Origin of the sequence: Bacteroides sp. 3_1_13 (assembly GCF_001185845.1) — a bacterium.
Lineage (GTDB): Bacteria > Bacteroidota > Bacteroidia > Bacteroidales > Bacteroidaceae > Bacteroides > Bacteroides xylanisolvens.
In genome coordinates, this window is the sequence record NZ_KQ236955.1 from 552,606 (window position 1) to 575,027 (window position 22,422).

Here is a 22,422-nt window from a genome sequence, read left to right on the forward strand (position 1 = left end):
AACTCTAATAAAAAACACTTATGATGATTAAAAAGACACTAACCATTTTAGCAGTAAGTTGTATGATGTACTCCTGTGCTACGAAAACAGAAAGCAATCCTTTCTTTACAGAGTTTCAAACCCAGTACGGTGTTCCTTCTTTCGACAAGATTAAATTGGAGCACTATGAACCCGCCTTCCTGAAAGGGATAGAAGAGCAGAATCAAAACATCGAAGCTATCATCGAAAGTCCGGAAATTCCGACATTTGAAAATACAATTGTAGCTTTGGATAACAGCGCACCTATCCTGGACCGTGTGAGCGCCATTTTCTTCAATATGACAGATGCGGAAACGACTGACTCACTAACCGCACTTTCCATCAAACTGGCACCGGTTCTTTCGGAACATGATGATAATATCTCTCTGAACGAGAAACTGTTTAAGCGCGTGAACGACGTCTATCAAAAGAAGGATTCGCTGAACCTGACATCGGAACAAGAACGTCTGCTGGACAAGACTTATAAAAGATTTGTCCGTTCCGGAGCAAACCTTAATGCCGAAGACCAAACCCGCCTCCGCGAAATCAACAAGGAACTTTCTACACTCGGCATTACTTTCAGCAACAATATACTGAATGAGAATAATGCTTTCAAACTCTTCGTTGACAAAGAAGAAGATCTGGCAGGATTGCCCGAATGGTTCCGCCAAAGCGCCGCTGAAGAAGCAAAAGCAGCCGGACAACCCGGAAAATGGCTATTCACCCTGCATAATGCCAGCCGCCTGCCTTTCCTGCAATATTCAGAAAATCGCCCGCTTCGGGAACAAATATACAAAGCTTACATCAACCGCGGTAACAACAACGACGAAAACGATAACAAGGAAAATATCCGTAAGATCGTTTCTCTCCGCCTGGAAAAAGCTAAATTATTAGGTTTCGACTGCTATGCAAACTTCGTTCTCGACGAAACGATGGCAAAGAACGCCAGCAACGTAATGAGCCTTCTAAACAACCTTTGGAGCTATGCACTGCCAAAAGCAAAAGCGGAAGCTACCGAACTTCAGAAATTAATGGATAAGGAAGGCAAAGGAGAAAAACTGGAAGCATGGGATTGGTGGTATTATACCGAGAAACTACGGAAAGAAAAATACAACCTGTCCGAAGAAGATACAAAACCTTACTTCAAGCTGGAGAATGTGCGCAATGGCGCTTTCACTGTAGCCAACAAGCTATATGGTATCACTCTTACCAAGCTCGAAGGTGTCCCTACCTACCATCCTGATGTGGAAGTCTTTGAAGTGAAAGACGCAGACGGTTCGCAACTCGGTATCTTCTACGTCGATTATTTCCCACGCTCCGGAAAAAGTGGCGGCGCATGGATGAGCAACTACCGCGAACAACAAGGAGATACCCGTCCGTTAGTATGCAATGTTTGCAGCTTTACCAAACCGGTAGGCGATACTCCCTCTCTATTGACAATGGATGAAGTAGAAACTTTGTTCCACGAATTTGGCCACGCTCTGCATGGACTGCTGACAAAATGTGAATACAAAGGAACATCAGGCACTAATGTAGTACGCGATTTTGTAGAACTTCCTTCTCAAATCAATGAACACTGGGCTACTGAACCGGAAGTACTGAAAATCTATGCCAAACATTATCAGACAGGAGAAGTGATACCCGACGAAATCATCGAAAAGATACTGCAACAGAAGACTTTCAATCAGGGCTTCATGACTACCGAATTACTGGCTGCCGCCATCCTCGACATGAACCTGCACACCGTAACAGATGTAAAGAATATAGACATGCTTGCATTCGAAAAAGAAGCCATGGACAAGCTCGGTCTCATCCCCGAAATAGCACCGCGTTATCGCGTGACTTACTTCAATCATATCATTGGTGGTTACGCAGCCGGATACTACAGCTACCTATGGGCCAATGTACTGGATAATGATGCTTTTGAAGCCTTTAAAGAACATGGTATCTTTGATAAAAACACCGCCGACCTCTTCCGTCACAACGTATTGGAGAAGGGCGACAGCGAAGACCCGATGGTGCTTTACCGGAATTTCCGTGGAGCGGAACCAAGCTTGGAACCGCTACTGAAAAACAGAGGAATGAAATAATTCAGTAAAAAAGCCCTTAAACATCAAATATTTGAGGGCTTATTACACATGAATGTGAAAAAAAAACTATATTTGCAGCCTTGTATACGGCAAAAAGAACTTGTGTACGACAGAATTTAACTGAAAATTAAATTAAAAAAGTAATCATCATAAATTAAAAGTAAAATGCAAAACAAAGGATTTGTAAAGGTTTTTGCGGTATTACTCACGCTGGTATGCGTGTTCTACCTCTCCTTCTCCTTCGTAACACGCCATTATACCAACAAGGCGAAAGAAATTGCGAACGGCGACCCGAAAGTGGAACAAGACTACCTCGACTCTCTCTCTAACGAGAAAGTAATGCTGTGGAACTGGACACTGAAACAATGTCGTGAGATGGAGATTAGTTTAGGTTTGGACCTGAAGGGTGGTATGAACGTTATCCTCGAAGTTTCCGTACCTGATGTTATCAAAGCATTGGCAGACAACAAGCCTGACGAAGCTTTCAACAACGCATTGGCGACAGCTGCAAAACAGGCTGTCAACAGTCAGGATGATGTTATCACCCTGTTCATCAGAGAATACCACAAAATTGCTCCGGACGCAAAACTTTCCGAACTTTTCGCAACACAACAGTTGAAAGATAAAGTTAACCAGAAATCATCAGATGCAGAAGTTGAAAAAGTGCTGAGAGCAGAAGTAAAAGCTGCTGTTGAAAACTCATTCAACGTTCTTCGTACCCGTATCGACCGTTTTGGTGTTGTTCAACCGAACATCCAAAGTCTGGAAGACAAAATGGGACGTATCATGGTGGAACTTCCGGGTATCAAAGAGCCGGAACGTGTGAGAAAACTTCTCCAAGGTTCTGCCAATCTGGAGTTCTGGGAAACTTATACAGCTAGAGAAGTTCTCCCTGCCATGCAATCTGCAGACGCCAAATTGCGTGTTATTTTAGCTGAAGGAACAACAGCTGATACAGATACTATTGAAGCAGTCCTTACCGAAGCCACTCCGGTTGAGAAAAAAACTGTAAGTGCTGCCGACAGCCTTGCAGCTGCCCTGAAAGGTGACGTAACTGCTGAAGATAAGTCTGCCGCAAATATGGAAGAAATCAAAAAGCAATATCCTTTGCTGTCCATACTTCAGTTGAATTCTAGCGGACAAGGTCCCGTTATTGGTTATGCCAACTACAAAGATACTGCTGACATCAACAAATATCTGGCTATGCCGGAAATCAAAGCTGATCTTCCAAAAGACCTTCGCCTGAAATGGGGTGTTTCTCCTTCTGAATTTGACAAGAAAGGACAGACTTTCGAATTATATGCTATCAAGTCTACCGAACGTAACGGCAAAGCTCCGTTGGAAGGTGACGTAGTAACTGATGCGAAAGATGAATTCGACCAATACAGCAAACCGGCTGTAAGCATGACAATGAACTCTGACGGTGCACGCCGCTGGGCTCAGTTGACTAAGCAGAACATTGGCCGTTCCATTGCTATCGTTCTTGATAACTATGTATATTCTGCACCAAACGTAAACTCTGAAATTACAGGTGGACGTTCACAGATTACAGGTCATTTCACTCCTGAACAAGCAAAAGACTTAGCAAACGTATTGAAATCAGGTAAGATGCCGGCTCCGGCTCACATCGTACAGGAAGATATCGTTGGTCCGTCACTGGGTCAAGAATCAATCAATGCGGGTATTTTCTCATTCGTTGTAGCCCTGATTCTGTTGATGATTTACATGTGCTCTATGTACGGTTTCATCCCAGGTATGGTTGCTAACTGCGCGTTAATCCTCAACTTCTTCTTCACGCTAGGTATTCTTTCATCCTTCCAGGCTGCACTGACAATGTCCGGTATAGCCGGTATGGTATTGTCACTTGGTATGGCTGTGGATGCGAACGTACTTATCTATGAACGTACAAAAGAAGAGCTTCGTGCAGGTAAGGGTGTGAAAAAAGCACTTGCCGACGGTTATTCAAATGCATTCTCGGCTATCTTCGACTCTAACTTAACATCTATCATCACAGGTATCATCCTGTTTAACTTTGGTACCGGTCCGATTCGTGGTTTTGCTACGACATTGATTATCGGTATCTTGGTATCCTTCTTTACCGCAGTGTTCATTACTCGTATCGTTTATGAACACTTCATGAACAAAGACAAGTGGTTGAACTTGACATTCACAACCAAGATTTCAAAGAATCTGATGACCAATACACATTTCGATTTTATGGGTACAAACAAAAAGTCCCTTATTATCGTCAGTGCAATCATCGTTGTTTGTATCGGTTCATTTGCCATCCGTGGTTTGAGTCAGAGTATCGACTTCACTGGTGGACGTAACTTTAAGGTACAATTTGAGAATCCTGTAGAACCGGAACAAGTTCGTGAATTGATCTCTAGCAAATTTGGCGACGCCAACGTAAGCGTTATTGCTATCGGTACAGACAAAAAGACCGTACGTATCAGTACAAACTACCGTATCGAAGATGAAGGCAACAATGTAGACTCTGAAATCGAATCATATCTATATGAAACCTTGAAGCCGGTATTGACTCAAAATATCACATTGGAAACTTTCATCGACCGTGACAATCACACAGGTGGTAGTATCGTAAGCTCACAGAAAGTAGGTCCGAGTATCGCAGATGACATCAAGACAGGCGCTATCTACTCTGTAGTATTGGCACTGCTCGCCATCGGTTTGTATATCTTGCTCCGTTTCCGCAACATTGCTTACAGTATCGGTTCTATCGTAGCTTTGAGTTGCGACACCATTATGATTATCGGTGCCTACTCACTATTCTGGGGTATCCTGCCATTCTCTTTGGAAATCGACCAGACATTTATTGGTGCTATCCTGACAGCTATCGGTTACTCTATCAATGATAAGGTGGTAATCTTCGACCGTGTACGTGAGTTCTTCGGTTTATATCCGAAACGTGACAAACGAGTATTGTTCAACGACTCTCTGAACACAACGCTGGCTCGTACCATCAATACATCATTGAGTACATTGATCGTATTGCTGTGTATCTTCATCCTTGGTGGTGATTCAATCCGCAGCTTTGCATTCGCAATGATCCTGGGTGTTGTTATCGGTACATTATCTTCACTGTTTATTGCATCTCCAATTGCATACAACATGATGAAGAACAAAAAAGTCGTAGTACCAGCTACGGAAGAATAATAAACTCCACAAATAGAAAAGCCTCTTCCGAACATTCGGTAGAGGCTTTTTCTATTGATTATTAAAACAAATAGAAGCTATAAGACGTTCATCTTAAAAGAAGCTATTGTTACACTTAAAACTTGATACAATATGAAAGCAAAACAATACCACTCTCATAGATTCTTCTGTAGTAGCCCCGAGGGGAATCGAACCCCTATCTAAAGTTTAGGAAACTTCTATTCTATCCGTTGAACTACAAGGCCGCTTCAAATTTGCTTGCAAAGATAACGGTTTCTGTCGATTTAACAAGAATAAAAATGCAGGTTCCTTTCAGATATTTCAAATAATTGGCGTCAATAGGACAATAAAGTAGGATTTATTTTGATAATTCGATTAACTTTCCGACCTTTGCGCTCACAAATTGAAAGTAAAATCAGTTTTCAAATTAAATATAGTAATTAAAGTTATGGCAGACGAAATGATGGTTAAAGAATTGGAGGAAGTAGTAGTACGTTTCTCCGGCGACTCCGGCGACGGTATGCAGCTGGCCGGCAACATCTTCTCGAACGTGTCGGCTACAGTGGGAAATGACATCTGTACATTCCCTGACTATCCGGCAGACATCCGCGCCCCGCAAGGTTCGCTAACCGGTGTTTCCGGTTTCCAGGTCCACATCGGCGCCGGACAAGTTTACACTCCCGGAGACCGTTGCCACGTATTGGTGGCTATGAACCCTTCCGCACTGAAAACACAAATCAAATTCTGTAAACCGCAAGGACTTATCATCACCGACTCCGACTCATTCGAAGCCAGAGATTTGGAAAAGGCACAATTTAAAACCAACAATCCCTTTGAAGAATTAGGAATAAAACAGGAAGTATTGGAAGTTCCTATCTCTTCCATGTGCAAAGAGAGCCTGAAAGACTCCGGATTGGATAACAAATCAATTCTCCGTTGCAAAAACATGTTTGCACTCGGATTGGTTTGCTGGTTGTTCAACCGTAACCTTGCTGCTGCTGAAAAAATGCTGCGCGAGAAATTCGCCAAGAAACCCGAAATAGCAGAAGCTAATATTAAGGTATTGAACGATGGCTTCAACTACGGAGCAAACACTCATGCTTCTGTCTCTACTTATAAGATTGAAAGCAAAGCTCCGAAATCAAAAGGACTTTATACAGATATCAACGGTAATAAAGCAACCGCTTACGGACTGATTGCCGCAGCTGAAAAAGCAGGTCTGGGGCTCTACTTGGGTTCTTATCCTATCACTCCGGCTACTGATATTCTGCACGAATTAGCCAAGCATAAATCATTGGGAGTCAAAACTGTACAGTGCGAAGATGAAATAGCCGGTTGTGCTTCTGCAGTTGGTGCTGCTTTTGCCGGTGCTTTGGCAGTGACTACGACTTCCGGCCCCGGTGTTTGCCTGAAGAGTGAGGCGATGAACCTTGCTGTAATCGGTGAACTTCCATTGGTGATTGTCAATGTACAGCGTGGCGGTCCGTCTACCGGTCTTCCTACTAAATCAGAACAGACCGACTTATTACAGGCCCTTTACGGACGCAACGGCGAAAGCCCGATGCCTGTAATCGCCGCAACATCGCCGACCAACTGTTTCGACGCCGCTTATATGGCATGCAAGATTGCCTTGGAACACATGACTCCGGTTGTATTGCTGACTGATGCTTTCGTAGCTAACGGTTCTGCCGCATGGAAACTCCCTAATCTGGATGAATATCCTGCCATCAATCCTCCGTATGTGACCCCGGATATGGCCGGCAACTGGACTCCTTACCAACGTAATCCGGAAACAGGCGTACGCTACTGGGCTACTCCGGGAACTGAAGGATTTATGCACCGCATCGGTGGTCTTGAAAAGAGCAACGAAACAGGCGCTATCTCTACCGAACCCGAAAACCACAATAAGATGGTTCATCTGCGTCAGGCCAAAGTGGATAAAATTGCAGACTATATCCCCGAACTCGAAGTGTTGGGTGACGAGGACGCAGACTTATTGATTGTTGGCTGGGGCGGCACTTACGGACATCTTCGTCTGGCTATGGACTATATGCGCGAACATGGAAAGAAAGTGGCTTTCGCTCACTTCCAGTACATCAACCCGCTGCCGAAGAACACAGCCGATGTATTGCATAAATACAAGAAAATCGTGGTAGCTGAACAGAATCTGGGACAATTCGCAGGTTATTTGCGCATGAAAGTGCCCGGATTGAACATCAGCCAGTTCAACCAAGTGAAAGGACAGCCTTTCGTTACGAGAGAATTGATAGATGCATTCACTAAATTATTGGAGGAATAAAAGATGAGCGATAAAGTATATACCGTACAAGATTATAAATCAGGTCAGCCACGCTGGTGTCCGGGATGCGGTGACCACGCTTTCCTGAATTCACTGCACAAAGCCATGGCCGAATTGGGAACAGCTCCGCACGATATTGCCGTAATATCGGGTATCGGTTGTTCTTCCCGTCTGCCTTATTATGTAAATACATACGGTTTCCACACCATCCACGGACGTGCAGCCGCTGTTGCAACAGGAGCCAAAGTAGCTAATCCTAATTTGACTATCTGGCAGATTTCCGGTGACGGTGACGGTTTGGCAATTGGTGGTAACCACTTCATCCATGCATTACGCCGTAACGTCGACCTGAATATGATTCTTCTGAACAACCGTATCTACGGTTTGACAAAGGGACAATATTCACCGACTTCAGAACGCGGACTTGTCACCAAATCATCTCCTTACGGAACAGTGGAAGACCCGTTCCATCCGGCAGAGCTGGCTTTTGGCGCCCGCGGACGTTTCTTTGCACGCTGCATTGCAGTAGATGGTGCCGCTTCTGTAGAAGTGTTGAAAGCAGCAGCCAATCACAAAGGTGCTTCTGTTGTAGAAGTTCTACAAAACTGCGTGATCTTCAACGACGGAACTCACGCCAGCGTTGCCACCAAAGAAGGACGTGCCAAGAATGCTATCTATCTGGAACATGGCAAACCTATGTTATTTGGTGAAAACAAGGAGTTCGGATTGATGCAGGAAGGCTTCGGGCTGAAGGCAGTGAAACTGGGTGAGAACGGTATCACAGAAAAGGATATCCTTATCCACGACGCACACTGCCAAGATAATACGCTTCAACTGAAACTGGCTTTGATGGAAGGTCCCGACTTCCCGATTGCACTCGGTGTAATCCGTGATGTAGACGCTCCGACTTACAACGATGCTGTCGTTGAACAAATCGAAGAAATCAAAGGCAAGAAGAAATATCACAATTTCCAGGAGCTGTTGATGACTAATGAGACTTGGGAAGTGAAGTAATTCACTGCTCATCAATAATATAAAAGCTGGAGGAAGGATAAAACAATCCCTTTCTCCAGCTTTCATTATAAATACACCTCAAGTTTACTTAAAGGTCATCTTCAGTCATCCCACAGCATACTGGGCGTCACCCCACAAGCCGTGATTTGTTTCATGCCATGAAACCATTTGTTTCTCACCGAGAAACGAAATGTTTCAAGCAGGGAAACAAAGTGTTTCACGCCGAGAAACAAACAGTTCCAAACAGGGTTGGAACTAAACGGCTGCAATGAAATCAAAAGCGCTCCATTATCTCCATACACATACGCCCGTTATGGTAAGGACATTTCCAAAATCCGGCTTTATCATCCTCACGGTTGACAGTCCCATCAGCCGAAAGGCTCCAGTACCATTCACCGAAGCAAGCCGAGCCATGTACTTGAGTTACTCAAGCCTCCTACATCATTTCACTGAGTTTGAAGTATGATTAAAACATTTCATTAAATCTATAAAAGTTTGAAGTATAATTAAAACTTTTAGGCGTATGAACTTCCCTCGAATCCTTAAAAAAAGAAAAGGTTATATTGACCGAATAAAACCTTTTATGCAAAAATCTGTAATCAAGGTGTTAACAGGGCAACGCCGTGTAGGCAAAAGTTTCCTCCTTTACCAGCTTATTGAAGAAATTTTAGCAGAAGAACCGGATGCGAATATTATCTATGTCAATCTTGAAGATTTTACATTCAGTTCTCAACAAACAGCAGAAGATTTACACCCGTACATCATTTCTCATAGCAAAGAAAAAGTTAAGAATTATATCTTTATCGATGAAATACAAGATATTCCCGGGTTTGAAAAAGTCATCCGTTCGCTCCTACTCAATGAAGATAATGATATATACATTACAGGTAGTAACGCCAAGATGCTTTCAGGAGAACTCGCCACCTATTTAAGTGGCAGATATATCGAATTCAAAATATATAGTCTCTCCTATTCTGAGTTTCTTGAATTCCACGGATTAACTGAAAGTGAAACGAGTTACGAATTATATAGCCGTTATGGCGGACTTCCCTATTTATTAAATCTCCCTCTCGAAGATGAAACGGTCAATGAATATTTGAAGAGTGTATAGTCCACGATTGTATTTCGTGATGTTGTCAGTAGATACAAGTTACGCAATACTTTGTTCCTTGAGAAACTGATTCAATTTTTATCCGAAAACATAGGCAATCTCTTTTCGGCAAAGAATATCAGTGATTATTTAAAATCACAACATACCACCATATCAGTTAACCAAATACAAAGCTATACGGAATATTTAAACAATGCTTTCCTGATCCACCGGGTAGAGCGGTATGATTTGATTGGAAAACGTGTATTTGAGATAGGAGAGAAATATTATTTCGAAAATATGGGGATCCGGAACATTGTCATCGGATATCGCATTACAGACAAAGCTAAAATATTGGAAAATCTAGTGTATAACCACCTTTTATACAAAGGTTACGATATTAAGGTTGGTTATTACGGAGATAAGGAAATTGACCTTATCGGAGAAAAGAATGGAGAAAAACTATATATACAGGTCGCTTTAAAAATAGATAGCGACAAGACAGCAGAAAGAGAATTTGGAAACCTGCTAAAGATACAGGACAACTATCCCAAAATAGTGGTAACAGAAGATACATTCAGCGGAAACAGCTACGAGGGCATACGTCATTGTCCCATACGCCAGTTCTTAATGGAGTAAACCATACGATATACGAAAAATAAATGCAGTACACCATTAGGTTACCACGAGCAATCAAATCGCCTTTGGTGTGCTGCATTTACATTTGAGTCAAGTCATCTATAATACCATGGGGTTTGCTGCAAGACAGGCGGCAATGTCCATTGTTAGTTAGTAATAGACAGCTCGGTTACCTTATACGGATGCTTTACTGCTGCATGGGCAGCTTTCTGGGCAACAGCTTTCCTCGCCTCATCCAACCCTTCCGGGGCATAAGGATTCCCGACTACATTGTGTTTGAAGATGCGTTCGAACCAGGTACAGGCAGCGGTATAACGTCCAATCTTCACATCCAGATGATAGCCGTCCCGATTCAGGTGGTCGCCGATGAAAGAGGTGCGCGCATTTTGTATGGCAGTGCCCGAAGGGATGACAATCTTTATCTTATTCGCCTTAGCCGCTTTCTTCACTGCATCGGCAATAGCCTGATACATGGTCAGTTGATTGCAGTTGTAGTTTTTAAATCCACTATGCTTGGAAGTAGACGCATACGCCCAGGTTTGGTGCAGCATCAGCTTTGTTTTTTTTGGAAGGCGTACTTTTACATATTCTATGAGCTCGGGAAGAGAGGCTTCATACGTCTCATACATTCCCGAAAAAGGACTTGCCTGTTGCAGGCTGACGTAATCCCAGTCTTCATCTGCCAGCACCGCTTCCAAAGACATCTTGCCCTTTTCCCGTTTCTTTCCATCCGTACCGATTTTCCGGTAGGCATAGGCAGGAGCATTGTCACGGGCATTTTTCACATGACGTTCCAGGGAACAGCCGCCGATAAACATATTGCCGATGATGGTTGAAATGCCTTCGGCTTCTGCAAGTTCATGCAGATATTGCTCCACGGCATCCTGCGAGAAGCTGTTGCCGATGGCAAGTATCCTGACCGTTTTTTGCTGTGCATACGTTCCTCCGGCAAGAAGGAGCAGTATGCACATACAAATCACTACATTTCTATATTGCTTCATTATATTCAAATATAACTAAACTTATCGGTTATTTCTCTTTTTCATGTAATAATCTCTCATCAGATACCACGCTTTCTTACGCATACCCTGGTCGGATATGAGTCCTTTGCGGTTCCAGCCATCCTGATTGGTGGGGTGGAAACGGAATGGGGAACGGAAGTCGAACAGAATCCAGGGAGAAACGCCACGCAGGTTCGGGATATTGTCGAACATACGGATATTGTCTCTGTACAAGCGTGCCTGGTATTCTTCACTCCAAGAGCTGACTACGTTCTCATCACCAGACTGACCGTACAATGCTTCGCCGCCAAATTCCGAGATAATCAACGGTTTGTCCGTCACGACTTCCCATATAGCGTCTTTCGGTTCCACAGGCCACGGATGATACCAGCCCATATATTTATTGATAGCTACGACGTCCAGTTGGGAAGTAAAAGAATCTTCCATTACAAAACGCTGTTTTTCGCTATTGAAGTGCACAAGGTCGAAAGCGGCAACATACAGGCGGGTAGTGTCCAGCTGCTTTCCCGTTTCGAGCAAGGAAGTAAGGAATTCATTCCGTTCTTTGGAAGGCTGTGTTTCATTGGCAACACCCCAATAACCTACCGCGCAACGGTTTTGATCGCGCTTAATCATTTCAGAAAGCATCCTCTGCGCTTTCTTACGGGTATCATCGTCTGTAAAGTCAATGCCTTGCCAAATGGGAATCTCCTGCCAGAGAAGGAAGCCCATCTTTTCCGCCAGGCGTACCGTGTACTCATTCTGCGGATAATGAGCCAGGCGAATCATGTTCACGCCAAGCGCTTTCGCTTCATTCAGCAACATGGCTGCATCGGCTTCCGAGAAAGCACGCCCCATACGTTGCGGGATTTCTTCGTGGAAAGAGATACAGCACATAAATGTCGGCTTCCCGTTCAGGTAAATGTCAGTTCCTTTCACGGTGATATTGCGGAAGCCTATTTGCTCTTCCACACGGTCGATACTTGAAGAGACGGTCACGCCATAGAGTTTCGGTTCTTCAGGCGACCAGCGTTGCAGCTTCTTCGCATTCAACACGGTTTCCGCCTTTCCTTCCGCATCGGTGGTGAGCTCCGCGTTGATTTTGAGTTCGGGGATGGCAACTGTTACTTTCTCACCTGCTTTTTTATCAGAAAGACGCACACGGGCAATTATCCGGTCGGGAGCATTTTTATCCAGTTGGATAAAATAATCTTCTATAAATGTCCGGGGAGTTTTCACCAGCAGCACATCTCTTGTGATGCCGCCATAGTTCCACCAGTCGAATGCCATAGCGGGAATGGCGTCTTTGGTACGGCGGTTGTTCACTTCTACCGCCAGGAAGTTGTCACCGTCTTTCAACAGGTCTGTCACTTCCACTTGGAAAGGAGTAAAACCGCCTTCGTGCTCTGCTATCTCTTTTCCGTTCAGGTAGACTTTGCAACGATAGCTGACAGCACCGAAATAAAGAAACTGGCGTTTGTCTGCCAAGCGTTTGGCATCAAAGTGACGGGCATACCATACAGTGCCTTCGTAATACTTCAATTCGGGCGATTGAGAGTTCCAGTCACCCGGAACATTAAGACGCAACCCGCCTTCAAACGCGTATTCATAGAAATCGATATTTCCTTCCGGTTGCCGGTTCTCATAGATTTTCATCCGTTGCCCCTGGTCGTACAGGTCGATGATAGCATTCCATTTACCATTCAGCGAATGGATGTTGCGACCATATACATTCGTTATCAGCTCCTGTGCCGCAACGCTTCCAGCAAAAACGATTAGCAACAATAGACATAGACTTAATTTCTCACCTGTTTTCATTTAAGTATGTTGTTATAATTAGTGTATATAATAAGTTCAGGCACGGATTATACGGATCTCACGGTTTTTAGAATAGAATAGGTAAAACAACAGTGTTAATCCGTGTAATCCGTGCTATTTCGATTTATTTTTCAGGAAATTCATTACCCAGTTCCAGGCTGCGCTCCACTGTTCGGCATAGGCATAATGAGCGGTCGTCTCAGCTACAAACAGCTCTTTCGGAGCATTAATCACGTTGTAAGCGGAGTAAGTGGTAGTAGGCGGACAAACCATATCATTATAACCAAAAGTATAGAATCCCGGAACTTTGACCTGCCGGGCAAAGTTCACCACATCAAAATACTGAACGGTTTGAATCTTTTCCGGCGTCCGGTTCTTCGCATCCTTAAACAAATGCGGCCAACCGCCTGCACGACCGTGGGTATAACCCGCCATATCACACAAGGCTGGATAGAAAGAAACCAATCCCTTGACACGAGCATCCAGTCCGGCAATTACAATGGAAAGCGCACCGCCCTGACTTCCACCGAAGGTTGCCAGGTTACCGTTAAATTCGGGAAGTGTGTAAATGAAATCAATGGCTCTCACACAGCCTGTATAAACCCGTTTGTAATAGTACTTGTCCCGATTGTCCATATTGAACGAGTGGTAATTCTTCAAAGCACCGTTATAAAGCCGATGATACACATCTCCCGTCAGGTTGACCGGAATGCCGTGGATACCGATTTCCAAAATGATAAAACCTTTTCCGGCACGTTCGGCTTCTCCGTTATAGGCACGGATACCTGCCCCCGGCACTTTCAGAATCGCCGGATATTTCCCGGAAGCCTTCGGAACACAAAGGATGCCGTACATACGGGACGCATAGTCATTGTTCGCGAAGGAAACATGATATACGTTCACCTTATCTGTGCACCTTTCCGGCAGTAAAGTCATTATCGGTTCCAGTGCCCACTTTTCTGCGGCTTCTTTGGTACTTTTCCAAAATTCCAGAAAGTCGGCGGGCAACGGAGTGGTCGGTTGCAATTTCTCAGGAGAGAAGCCGACGGTAGCCACGCCTTCATACTCACGCCCTTGGCAAGTGACGAAAGCGCGGCAACGCAGGAATCCTTCTTTTTTCATAGTCCCTGCGTTAATTTCAAGCTTTTCATTCTTCAAAGGCTGTTTGCCTGTCTGATGAGGTTTCATCATGTCTTCCGAAATCTCATAGCGCACTTCCAGATTATCCTGCGGGATATTGCATTTCAATACCACTACTTTGAATTTCACTTTTTCTCCCGGTTTATACAGCCAATTGGTGTGGTCGGGAGTGACCTGCACTTGAACCAGTCTTTCCTGTGGCTGCCCCCATGCAACTATCTGCATGGAGACAAATGCTATCAGGAGAAGAAGAAAACGTACACTTTTTATCATAGTTCCCTATTTTATTTCATTTGTCATTGCTATATTAATATTCCATTTATCAGCTATTAATACCCATTGTCTCAACTATTAATACCTATCCGCCCAACTATTAATACCTGACAACTCAACTATTAACATCCAACAGCAGAGATATTAATGCTCTTCTCCACACATCATAATACTCTGCGAATCAGAAGTTAACACATCATTCGTGATTAGCGTAAAATGCAGATAGCCGCCTTTTTATGGTTTTACTTCGTATTGATAGAGTGCGAAAGAGTTCTTGTCATTTAGCTCGAAACTTACTCTACCCTGTGCGCCGACTTTTGCGGCAAACTTTTTGCCACTTCCCATTACAGGGGTAAAAGTAACTTTCTTACCCTCAGGAAGCCAAGTGTCAATAGTCCCCCTGGCTTGCTCATTATCTTCGCGGTAAACCACAAGATAGCCTTGCGTGCCGGAGACGGTCGATTGGAATCCTGTCCACGAGCGTCCCGAAGGTTCTTCACCAATAGGCAGTATGACGCCTTGATGAAACCGGAGTTGCAAAGGTTGGTATTTCTTGAGCAGAGATGCCGTAATATAAGCCTCTTCGGGCAGGTTCGAAGCCTCCATCCAAGCCAACGGCTGTGCCGCCAAGGTGATGGCAAAGAGGTAATCGAAACTGTAACGAGCGGGGGCAAAAGGGTCGGCAACGTCATACTTGTCGGCATTGCGCCATTTATTAAGGAACTCTATCTGCATCTTCTCCGCCGGTACATAGCGGGACAGCATCCAGAGGTTGCGTAAGGTGCGATAAGGGTAATAGTTGCCCCAATCGGTATAGCGGTTTTCCAGAAAGATGTTGCCGTACTCGTTCATATAGTGATACCCGCCGCGACGACCGGCAGTGGCATCGAGGTTGAAAATCACTTCATAGTTGGTTTGCTCCAACACGGTATCAAACAGTCGGCGTAGATTCTGTTCGGCTGTCTTGGTAGGTATCTGCAGGCCGTCTATCTTAAAACAGCAGATGCCGTACTTCTTATAAAGTCCGATAATGGCTTGCGCATCTTTTTGCCAATCGGCAAAATCATTCTGTATGCTGGGATTGAACCATAATCCGATGCGAATACCCAATTTCTTGCCTTTCTCTACAATAGGTTTCAGCCCATGAGGGAACTTTGTAGGGTTGGGCGTCCAGTAATCGCCACTTTTCCAGATATCCTTAAAACTACCTCCGGCGGTCTTTGAGTTAGGGCTTTTTCCGCTCTGCCAGCCATCGTCCAGTTGAAAGAGGGTGATGCCCATGCGTGCGGCACGGTCTAGTTCTGCCAGACAGAAAGCCTCATCTATTTTGGCATCCTGGCTACGGTCGCCCCAGGTATTGAGCATAATCATCTCATCCTGTACGGCGGTGTGGTGGCGCAGTTGTTTCTGATAGAGGCGCAAGGCAGTAAGCGCTTCTTGCTCGCCGCCGGTATAGATACCAGTAACGCATCCATAAACGCGGGTCCAGCTATCCGGCTTTACATCATGAGACGCAATGCCCAGCCCCACTACCATAAAATCGCTAAAGTCCGCCACGAAGTCAGAACCCGGATAATGTAATTGAGTACTGCTGCTAGGAGCCTCTTTCAAAAAAAAGAAGCCTTGACGCGTAACTACGTCATGAGCAAAAAGCAAATTACCACGATACGTATTGCGACGGTAAGGAAGCCAGGTACGCCCGGTCACCAGATTGTCGTTCCAATCGGTGTAGTCGAAAAACTCTATTGTGCGGGCACTCCAATGATTGCCGGATAGTTGCAACCTGTCGAGCGTGGGAGTTTTCACCCCCGTAGCCATATCGGCCGTGTGCTCTATATTTTTACGGTCGGCATTAGAGCGGTTATCCTCCTTATTCTGATAAAGTTCCACTTGCCCTTTCAGATAGGTATCGCAAGCAATGGCGGGACAGTCTGCATAAATGCGATAGCGACGCTCTATATTCAGCGAACCGATAGTGCAAGCCACGGTAGCCTGCAGATAACTGGCGTGGATGCCATTCGTCGGTATCTCGTTCACGGTGAATGTGGCGTCCGTAGGGATACCTTTCACAATCGAGAAATCGGGTTGTTTGCCCTGTACCGGAATGTTTTTTCCGTGTTGCTTGTCAGTAAGGCTGATGGTAACAGGCGCACCGTTATTCCACAGCATGACGCGTTCCATATAGTTATTGCCCATACGTAGCGTGTCACCTTTCAGAAAAGCGTAATACTGTTGTCCTCCCCAAAGCGGCAAGGTACATATTGCCGATAGAAATATCGTAATAATATTTTTTTTGCTCATAGTTTGTCTACGGTTTGATGTAAGCTCCCGGAACTTCCAACAATTTGTTGGGTTCGTTGAAGCGTTGGTTATCGGGCACATCGCGTTTGCCCAGACCCGCTTGCATAAGTTGCTTCAGTTCCGACAGGTGATGATGATAGATGTCGCGCGGTTCTACACGATGCTTGTGGCAGAGTCCGGCTGCCATACCTACTACTTCACCCATCATGCCGGTAGTACGCATCACACGTACCGTACCCAAGGCTACATGGGTGCAGCTCATATTGCGGCCTGCCATAAAGAGGTTGTCCACATTGCGCGAATAGAGACAGCGATAGGGAACGGCATAAGGATGAATCCAACGATGCACCGTGGCCGACTTGAATTCATTGCCGGGAAAGCGGACACTGTTCACGCTGTCGGGGAAGTGAAGGTCGATGCTCCAAGTGGTGGTAAACGAAGCATCCTCGTGCGCCACATTCTTGTCTATATCGTCCTGTGACAGTACGTAGTCGCCCAAGAGACGGCGTGATTCACGTTTGCCTGAAACATACGCCACCCAGTCGAGGGAACGGTTGGCATACTTCTTATGGTCTTTATAGTGATTTTTCAGATAGCTCCAGTTGGAATATATCACCAAAAGTCCATAGTCGCGTACACGTTCAGCTTCGCTGACTTGATTACGGTTCATACCCGTTTCCCATTTCCACTCGCCCATGGTTACAGGCTCACAGTTTTCAGCGTCAAAGCGCACGCCATATTCAAAATGAGGAAATGAGGTTTTCTTCTTCATATCCTTACTATACCATTGTATAGAAGCCCCCATCACCAATGAGTCGGGTTGCTCGGGAGCAAGGCTCTCGCCATATTCATCGCGACCTTCACGCCCCATAGCCCAATCGGCACCGGCTAAATAGCCTATGGTAGCATCACCTGTGCAGTCGCTAAAGAGAGGAGCGGTAAGTTCAGTTTGTTCGCCCGTCTCGATGTGCTGGATAGTGACTGACGCAATGCGGTCTCCTTGCATCTTCACGGCTACCGCACGCTGAGAAACATAAAGAGTAATGTTCTTTTCGGCATCTATAAAGTCTTCCTTCTTCCGGTCTTCATAGTAGTCACCCGGTTGGGCATTGCCGGAGCGTTCATGACCGAATTCACGTATCATACGCCCCAATCCCTGATTAGGCCCCATTTCGATGATACCGCCGAGATGTACACGAATCTCTGACGAGTTATTGCCGCCCAATACAGGACGGTCGTTCACTAGTGCTACCTTACAACCTAATCGGGCAGCAGATGCGGCAGCACACATTCCGGCTATTCCCCCTCCTACTACCACAAAGTCGTATTGATGAGCGGGCACCGTCTGTTGTTGTCGCAAGCGGGCACGAAGTGCGGCTGTCTCTGCCGCATCCCAGGTAGCGGGCTGCGTGTTCGCATCGGTCGTTAGGTAAATGGCATCGCAACGACCGTCGAAACCGGTGAGGTCTTTCAGCGCAAGGGTGGTAGTCCCCGCTTTCAATACTGCCTTTCCGGCAAATTGCCATTGCCAGGAATTACCTGTATGTCCTAATGTAGCTTTCAGCAATTTGCCGCCTAAAGCCAGGCGGAACTTTCCGGGGCCCTCGGCATCGGTCCAAGGTGAAGTCCAGTTGTAAGTACGGGCATATACGTAGTAAGTGCCCGCCTGGGGAATGTTGATTTCTGCCGTAGCATCCGCCACAGGGATGCCCATGCCATGTGCCATGAGATAGGGCGAACCCATCTGATCCATGAACTGCTGGTCGAGCACCCAGCCGCCTCGCTGGCTGAAACTTTCAGCTTCGATGAGCAGTTCTTCGGCTACAGCCACAAGGCTACAGGCTACGGCTATGCATGTCAATAAGAATTTTTTCATCACAGTACAGCGTTTTTATGATTATTGTCTACTATCTTCACAGAGGGAACAGATTATCTCGCCATTTTATAAATTTCATTGCCTGCCATCAAAAAAGCACCAACTCCATAAACCTCCGTCATGTCACGAGTCACTTTCTTCGGGTCGGCACCGATTTGCTGCACATAACCCAGTTTCCCATTCGGTTCCACAGCCGAGACTAATGCATTCCAGCCTTTTATCATTACAGGAAGATAAATTTCCTTATCCAATAAACCTTCGTTTATTCCATAAGCAATGGAATAGACAATGAAAGTAGTGCAACTCGTTTCCGGTGATGGATAAGAGGCAGGATCCAAGAGACTGGCATGCCAAAAACCGTCCGGATGCTGCAATCCGGCAACACGTGTAGCCAGTTTTACAAATAATTCCTCATAGAATTTGCGGTTCTTATCTTTCTTGGGCAGTTCCTTTAATATTTCAACCAGACCACCAAGCACCCAACCGTTGCCACGTCCCCAAAAGACTTTCTTGCCATTGGCTTCGCGCTTATCAAAATAACGCCAGTCACGGTAGAACAAGTTTTCTTCTTTATCGAACAGGTAATCATAAGTCGCTTTATACTCACGATTCATAAATTTGATATATTTTTTCTCTCCGGTCAGCATATACAGTTTGGCATATACAGGGGGAGCCATAAAGAGAGCATCACACCAAGTCCAACGTTCCAAGGTCTTTAAGTCTCCCTCCACCAGCTTGAAACTGCCTTCGGACGGATGATTGACAATCCATTCCGTACGGGCGAGCGTAGGGATAATCATTGCTTCGTCTTTGTACTTGCGGTATAAATCCAAAAAGGACTGTGATACAGCGATGTCATCAGCATGGTAAAACCGTTTGTCCGGCTGCCAACAATTCCGCCGCCCGATACGAGTCAGCCACTTATAATATGTATCATCATTGTCTTCTTTTTCAGCCAATTCCGCCCAATCCACCATGCCGACATAAAGAGCACCTTGCGGCCAGTTCAAGTCGTCATGTTCAGGAGCGGGGTGTGGATTGGCAATCTGCCAATCCGCCACCTTTCGCATAATAGACTTTATTTCTGCTTTTTGAAAAGGAATCTCTGTTGCCATTATAAAAACGGAACATAACAGAGACGCTCCCAATAAAAGTGTTTTTTTCATTCTATATTTATTTGTTTATCATTCGGTCATTACAGTTCAACTGTAGCCTTTAAAGGCAATTGACTGGAAGCAGGCCCGACTAAGATCTCAAAGTCTCCTTTTTCCACTACAAAGCGGTGTTGATTCATATCGTAAAAAGAGAATGCATCCTCATCCAGCACAACAGAAACCCGCTTCTTCTCCCCTTTCTTCAAGAATACCTTTTCATATCCTTTCAGTTCTTTCAACGGACGGGGAACAGAAGACTGTATATCATGCACATACACCTGTGCCACTTCCGAAGCATCCATCTTACCTGTATTCTCTATATCAAAGCTAACGGTAACCTGATGCTCACCCGTTTTCTCTGCAGCCATATTACTATAAGCGAAAGTAGTATAGGACAAACCGTAGCCAAACGGATAGAAAGGTTCTTTTCCCGAACGGTCGTATCCACGATAACCGACAAAGACACCTTCGGAATAGTCTACACGCTTAATCTCCGCCTTTAAGTTCTCGTAATAACTGCCGTGCACCGGATTATCTTCCCATTTCCGCTCGATAGAAATCGGTAGCTTTCCACTTGGAGAAATCTTACCGGTCAGGATTTCAGCAATTGCCTGACCGCCTTCCTGTCCCGGATACCAGGCCATAAGAATCGCTTTTGCGGCATCATACCAGTTGGTGAAATCCACACCGCCACCAGCGTTCAGTACAACCACAACATTGGGATGCATGGACGCAATCTTCTTGATAAACAATTCCTGATAGCGAAGCAAGGCAAACGGACGGTCAAAGCCTTCGCCTTCGGTATTACTATTGAAACCTGTGCAGAACACAACATTATCCACCTTTGCCAATCCTTGACGAAGTTTCGCCTCATTAAGGCTATAAGCATTAAAACGAATGATGGCCGAAGAAATATTATCAAAGAATTCAATCCGGAAACGGTACTCCTTACCACCCTCAACCGGCAGTTCAACTTCACGGCTAGAGTATGAATGATTTCCCCAATCTCCTGTAATATGCTTGTCATTCACAAACAGACGATAACCGTCATCACCACCGATATGAAGTTTCAACTGACCGTCAGTTTGTGGCATGTAGCAGGCTGTCCAACGGACAGAGAATCCATCTGTCGGAAAGCCGTCCAAAGGTGCTCCATATCCCCAGTCATAATCAACAGAGGATTCCGTGCGTATTACTTCAGGCTGGCCCGAAAGAGTCTTGTTTTTAAAGTATTCAGCTTTGAAGCCTTTCATCTGACGATTAGCATCAGTATAAAACTCATGGACAATATCTTCATAAATCACATCATCCGTCAATAGTAACAGATTCTTTTTCTTCAATTCCTTCAAGCCTTGAGCCACTGAGACGGTAGAAAAAGGAGTGACAAACCCACTGCCACCACCGGTAGGAATCAAATTTGCATTAGGCCCCATCACGGCTGTCTTCCCTTTCAGCGGGAGCAAGTTTCCTTCATTCTTCAACAGGACTACACCCTCGCGCGCCAGTTCTAAAGCTGTCTGGCGGGAGAAAGGATTATCCTCTGCGATGTTGCTGTCTTTCTGTTCCTTATCCAGCATACCATAAGCAATCAGAGTTTGCAGGATGTGTTGTACTTTCAGGTTGATGGTTTCTTCTGTCACTGTGCCAGTCTTGATAGCAGGCAACAGATTCTCCAAATTCATAAAACGTCCTTTCGGCATTTCGAGGTCAAGTCCGGCGTTAGCAGCGCCTACGGCGGAATATACAGAAGTCCAGTCCGACATCAGAATACCTTTGAAGCCCCAAAGATTGCGCAAGACATCAATATTCAGCCATTTATGTTCGGTGGCATGGACACCGTTCAACAAATTGTAGCTGTTCATTACGGCGCCGACATTGGCTTCCTGTACAGCTTTTCGGAAAGCCGGGAAATAGATTTCCTGCAAAGTACGTTCGTCTATGTCAGAGCTGGCATGATGGCGGCTCCATTCCTGGTTGTTGGCAGCAAAGTGTTTGATTGTAGCAATGACTCCTTCCGATTGTACTCCCAGGATATATTGTTTCGCCGTTTCACCTGTCAAGTAAGGGTCTTCACCGAAGTATTCAAAGTTACGGCCGCACAACGGAGCACGATAGATATTCACGCCCGGGCCCAACAGGATATTAACTCCTCTTGCCTTGGCGTCCTGTCCCAAGCCTTGCCCTAACTTATAAAGTAATTCCCGGTTCCAAGTAGAAGCGGAAAGTATTCCGGAAGGATATAAAGTGCTCTTGGGAGCATGATTACGAATTCCCTGCGGCCCGTCAGCCAACTTGATTTCAGGTATTCCCAAACGGGGAATGGCACGCAGAGAAAAACTGGTATATCCGGAGATATACTCTATTTTCTCTTGCAAAGTCATTCTTGATACAATGTCCTTCGCACGTTGTTCGGCTTGGGGAGTGATTGTTTGTGCACAGGTTAATATGCTCCATAGCATACATAAACCTATGCCTCCTATTTTCTTTTTCATGGTGATTCTGTGTTAATATAGCATGTGTAAAAAACCAACT

11 protein-coding genes, 1 tRNA gene and 2 pseudogenes are annotated in these 22,422 nt (G+C 45.2%); 5 read left to right on the forward strand and 9 right to left on the reverse strand.

All coding sequences use genetic code 11. From position 1 onward, the window contains the following. Positions 1-23: 23 nt before the first annotated feature. Both HMPREF9009_RS02165 and secDF read left to right on the forward strand, forming a co-directional pair. Positions 24-2,108: a M3 family metallopeptidase gene (locus HMPREF9009_RS02165; protein WP_118218614.1), complete on the forward strand. Its 2,085-nt coding sequence runs from the start codon at positions 24-26 to the stop codon at positions 2,106-2,108. A 165-nt stretch (positions 2,109-2,273) separates the two neighbouring features. Continuing rightward, positions 2,274-5,285 carry a protein translocase subunit SecDF gene (gene secDF / locus HMPREF9009_RS02170; RefSeq protein WP_004317186.1) on the forward strand — a complete coding sequence of 1,004 codons (3,012 nt, stop codon included), beginning with the start codon at positions 2,274-2,276 and terminating at the stop codon, positions 5,283-5,285. A 173-nt stretch (positions 5,286-5,458) separates the two neighbouring features. Here the strand turns inward: secDF and HMPREF9009_RS02175 are convergent. Next, positions 5,459-5,530: transfer RNA gene (locus HMPREF9009_RS02175), tRNA-Arg, on the reverse strand. 203 nt (positions 5,531-5,733) lie between these two features. Here HMPREF9009_RS02175 and HMPREF9009_RS02180 point away from each other — a divergent pair. Continuing rightward, complete coding sequence (locus tag HMPREF9009_RS02180) at positions 5,734-7,584, forward strand: 2-oxoacid:acceptor oxidoreductase subunit alpha (protein WP_049701327.1); 1,851 nt, start codon at positions 5,734-5,736, stop codon at positions 7,582-7,584. A gap of 3 nt (positions 7,585-7,587) precedes the next feature. Next, positions 7,588-8,598 carry a 2-oxoacid:ferredoxin oxidoreductase subunit beta gene (locus HMPREF9009_RS02185; RefSeq protein WP_049701328.1) on the forward strand — a complete coding sequence of 337 codons (1,011 nt, stop codon included), beginning with the start codon at positions 7,588-7,590 and terminating at the stop codon, positions 8,596-8,598. Between the two features lie 274 nt (positions 8,599-8,872). Here HMPREF9009_RS02185 and HMPREF9009_RS25640 read toward each other — a convergent pair. Then, a pseudogene (locus tag HMPREF9009_RS25640) lies at positions 8,873-8,995 on the reverse strand (N-acyl-D-glucosamine 2-epimerase); the annotation flags it as partial. A 126-nt stretch (positions 8,996-9,121) separates the two neighbouring features. Here HMPREF9009_RS25640 and HMPREF9009_RS02190 point away from each other — a divergent pair. Beyond that, positions 9,122-10,327, forward strand: a pseudogene (locus HMPREF9009_RS02190) (ATP-binding protein). A gap of 146 nt (positions 10,328-10,473) precedes the next feature. On the opposite strand, the gene HMPREF9009_RS02195 reads toward HMPREF9009_RS02190, so the two are convergent. From HMPREF9009_RS02195 to HMPREF9009_RS02225, 7 genes are all read right to left on the reverse strand, one after another. Further along, entirely contained in the window at positions 10,474-11,328 is an 855-nt protein-coding gene (locus tag HMPREF9009_RS02195; RefSeq protein ID WP_032842011.1) for a DUF4886 domain-containing protein, read from the reverse strand. Between the two features lie 21 nt (positions 11,329-11,349). Next, complete coding sequence (locus HMPREF9009_RS02200; protein ID WP_008642463.1) at positions 11,350-13,146, reverse strand: glycoside hydrolase family 2 protein; 1,797 nt, start codon at positions 13,144-13,146, stop codon at positions 11,350-11,352. Positions 13,147-13,260: 114 nt separating this feature from the next. Beyond that, positions 13,261-14,559 (reverse strand): acetylxylan esterase, encoded by a 1,299-nt coding sequence (locus tag HMPREF9009_RS02205; RefSeq protein WP_049701329.1) that lies wholly within the window; start codon positions 14,557-14,559, stop codon positions 13,261-13,263. Between the two features lie 234 nt (positions 14,560-14,793). After that, complete coding sequence (locus HMPREF9009_RS02210; RefSeq protein ID WP_049701330.1) at positions 14,794-16,860, reverse strand: alpha-galactosidase; 2,067 nt, start codon at positions 16,858-16,860, stop codon at positions 14,794-14,796. Between the two features lie 7 nt (positions 16,861-16,867). Then, positions 16,868-18,736 (reverse strand): FAD-dependent oxidoreductase, encoded by a 1,869-nt coding sequence (locus tag HMPREF9009_RS02215; RefSeq protein ID WP_049701331.1) that lies wholly within the window; start codon positions 18,734-18,736, stop codon positions 16,868-16,870. Positions 18,737-18,789: 53 nt separating this feature from the next. Continuing rightward, complete coding sequence (locus tag HMPREF9009_RS02220) at positions 18,790-19,902, reverse strand: glycoside hydrolase family 88/105 protein (protein WP_008023255.1); 1,113 nt, start codon at positions 19,900-19,902, stop codon at positions 18,790-18,792. Between the two features lie 29 nt (positions 19,903-19,931). Then, positions 19,932-22,382, reverse strand: coding sequence for a beta-glucosidase (locus HMPREF9009_RS02225; protein ID WP_049701332.1), 2,451 nt, complete (start codon positions 22,380-22,382; stop codon positions 19,932-19,934). Between the last annotated feature and the right edge of the window lie 40 nt (positions 22,383-22,422).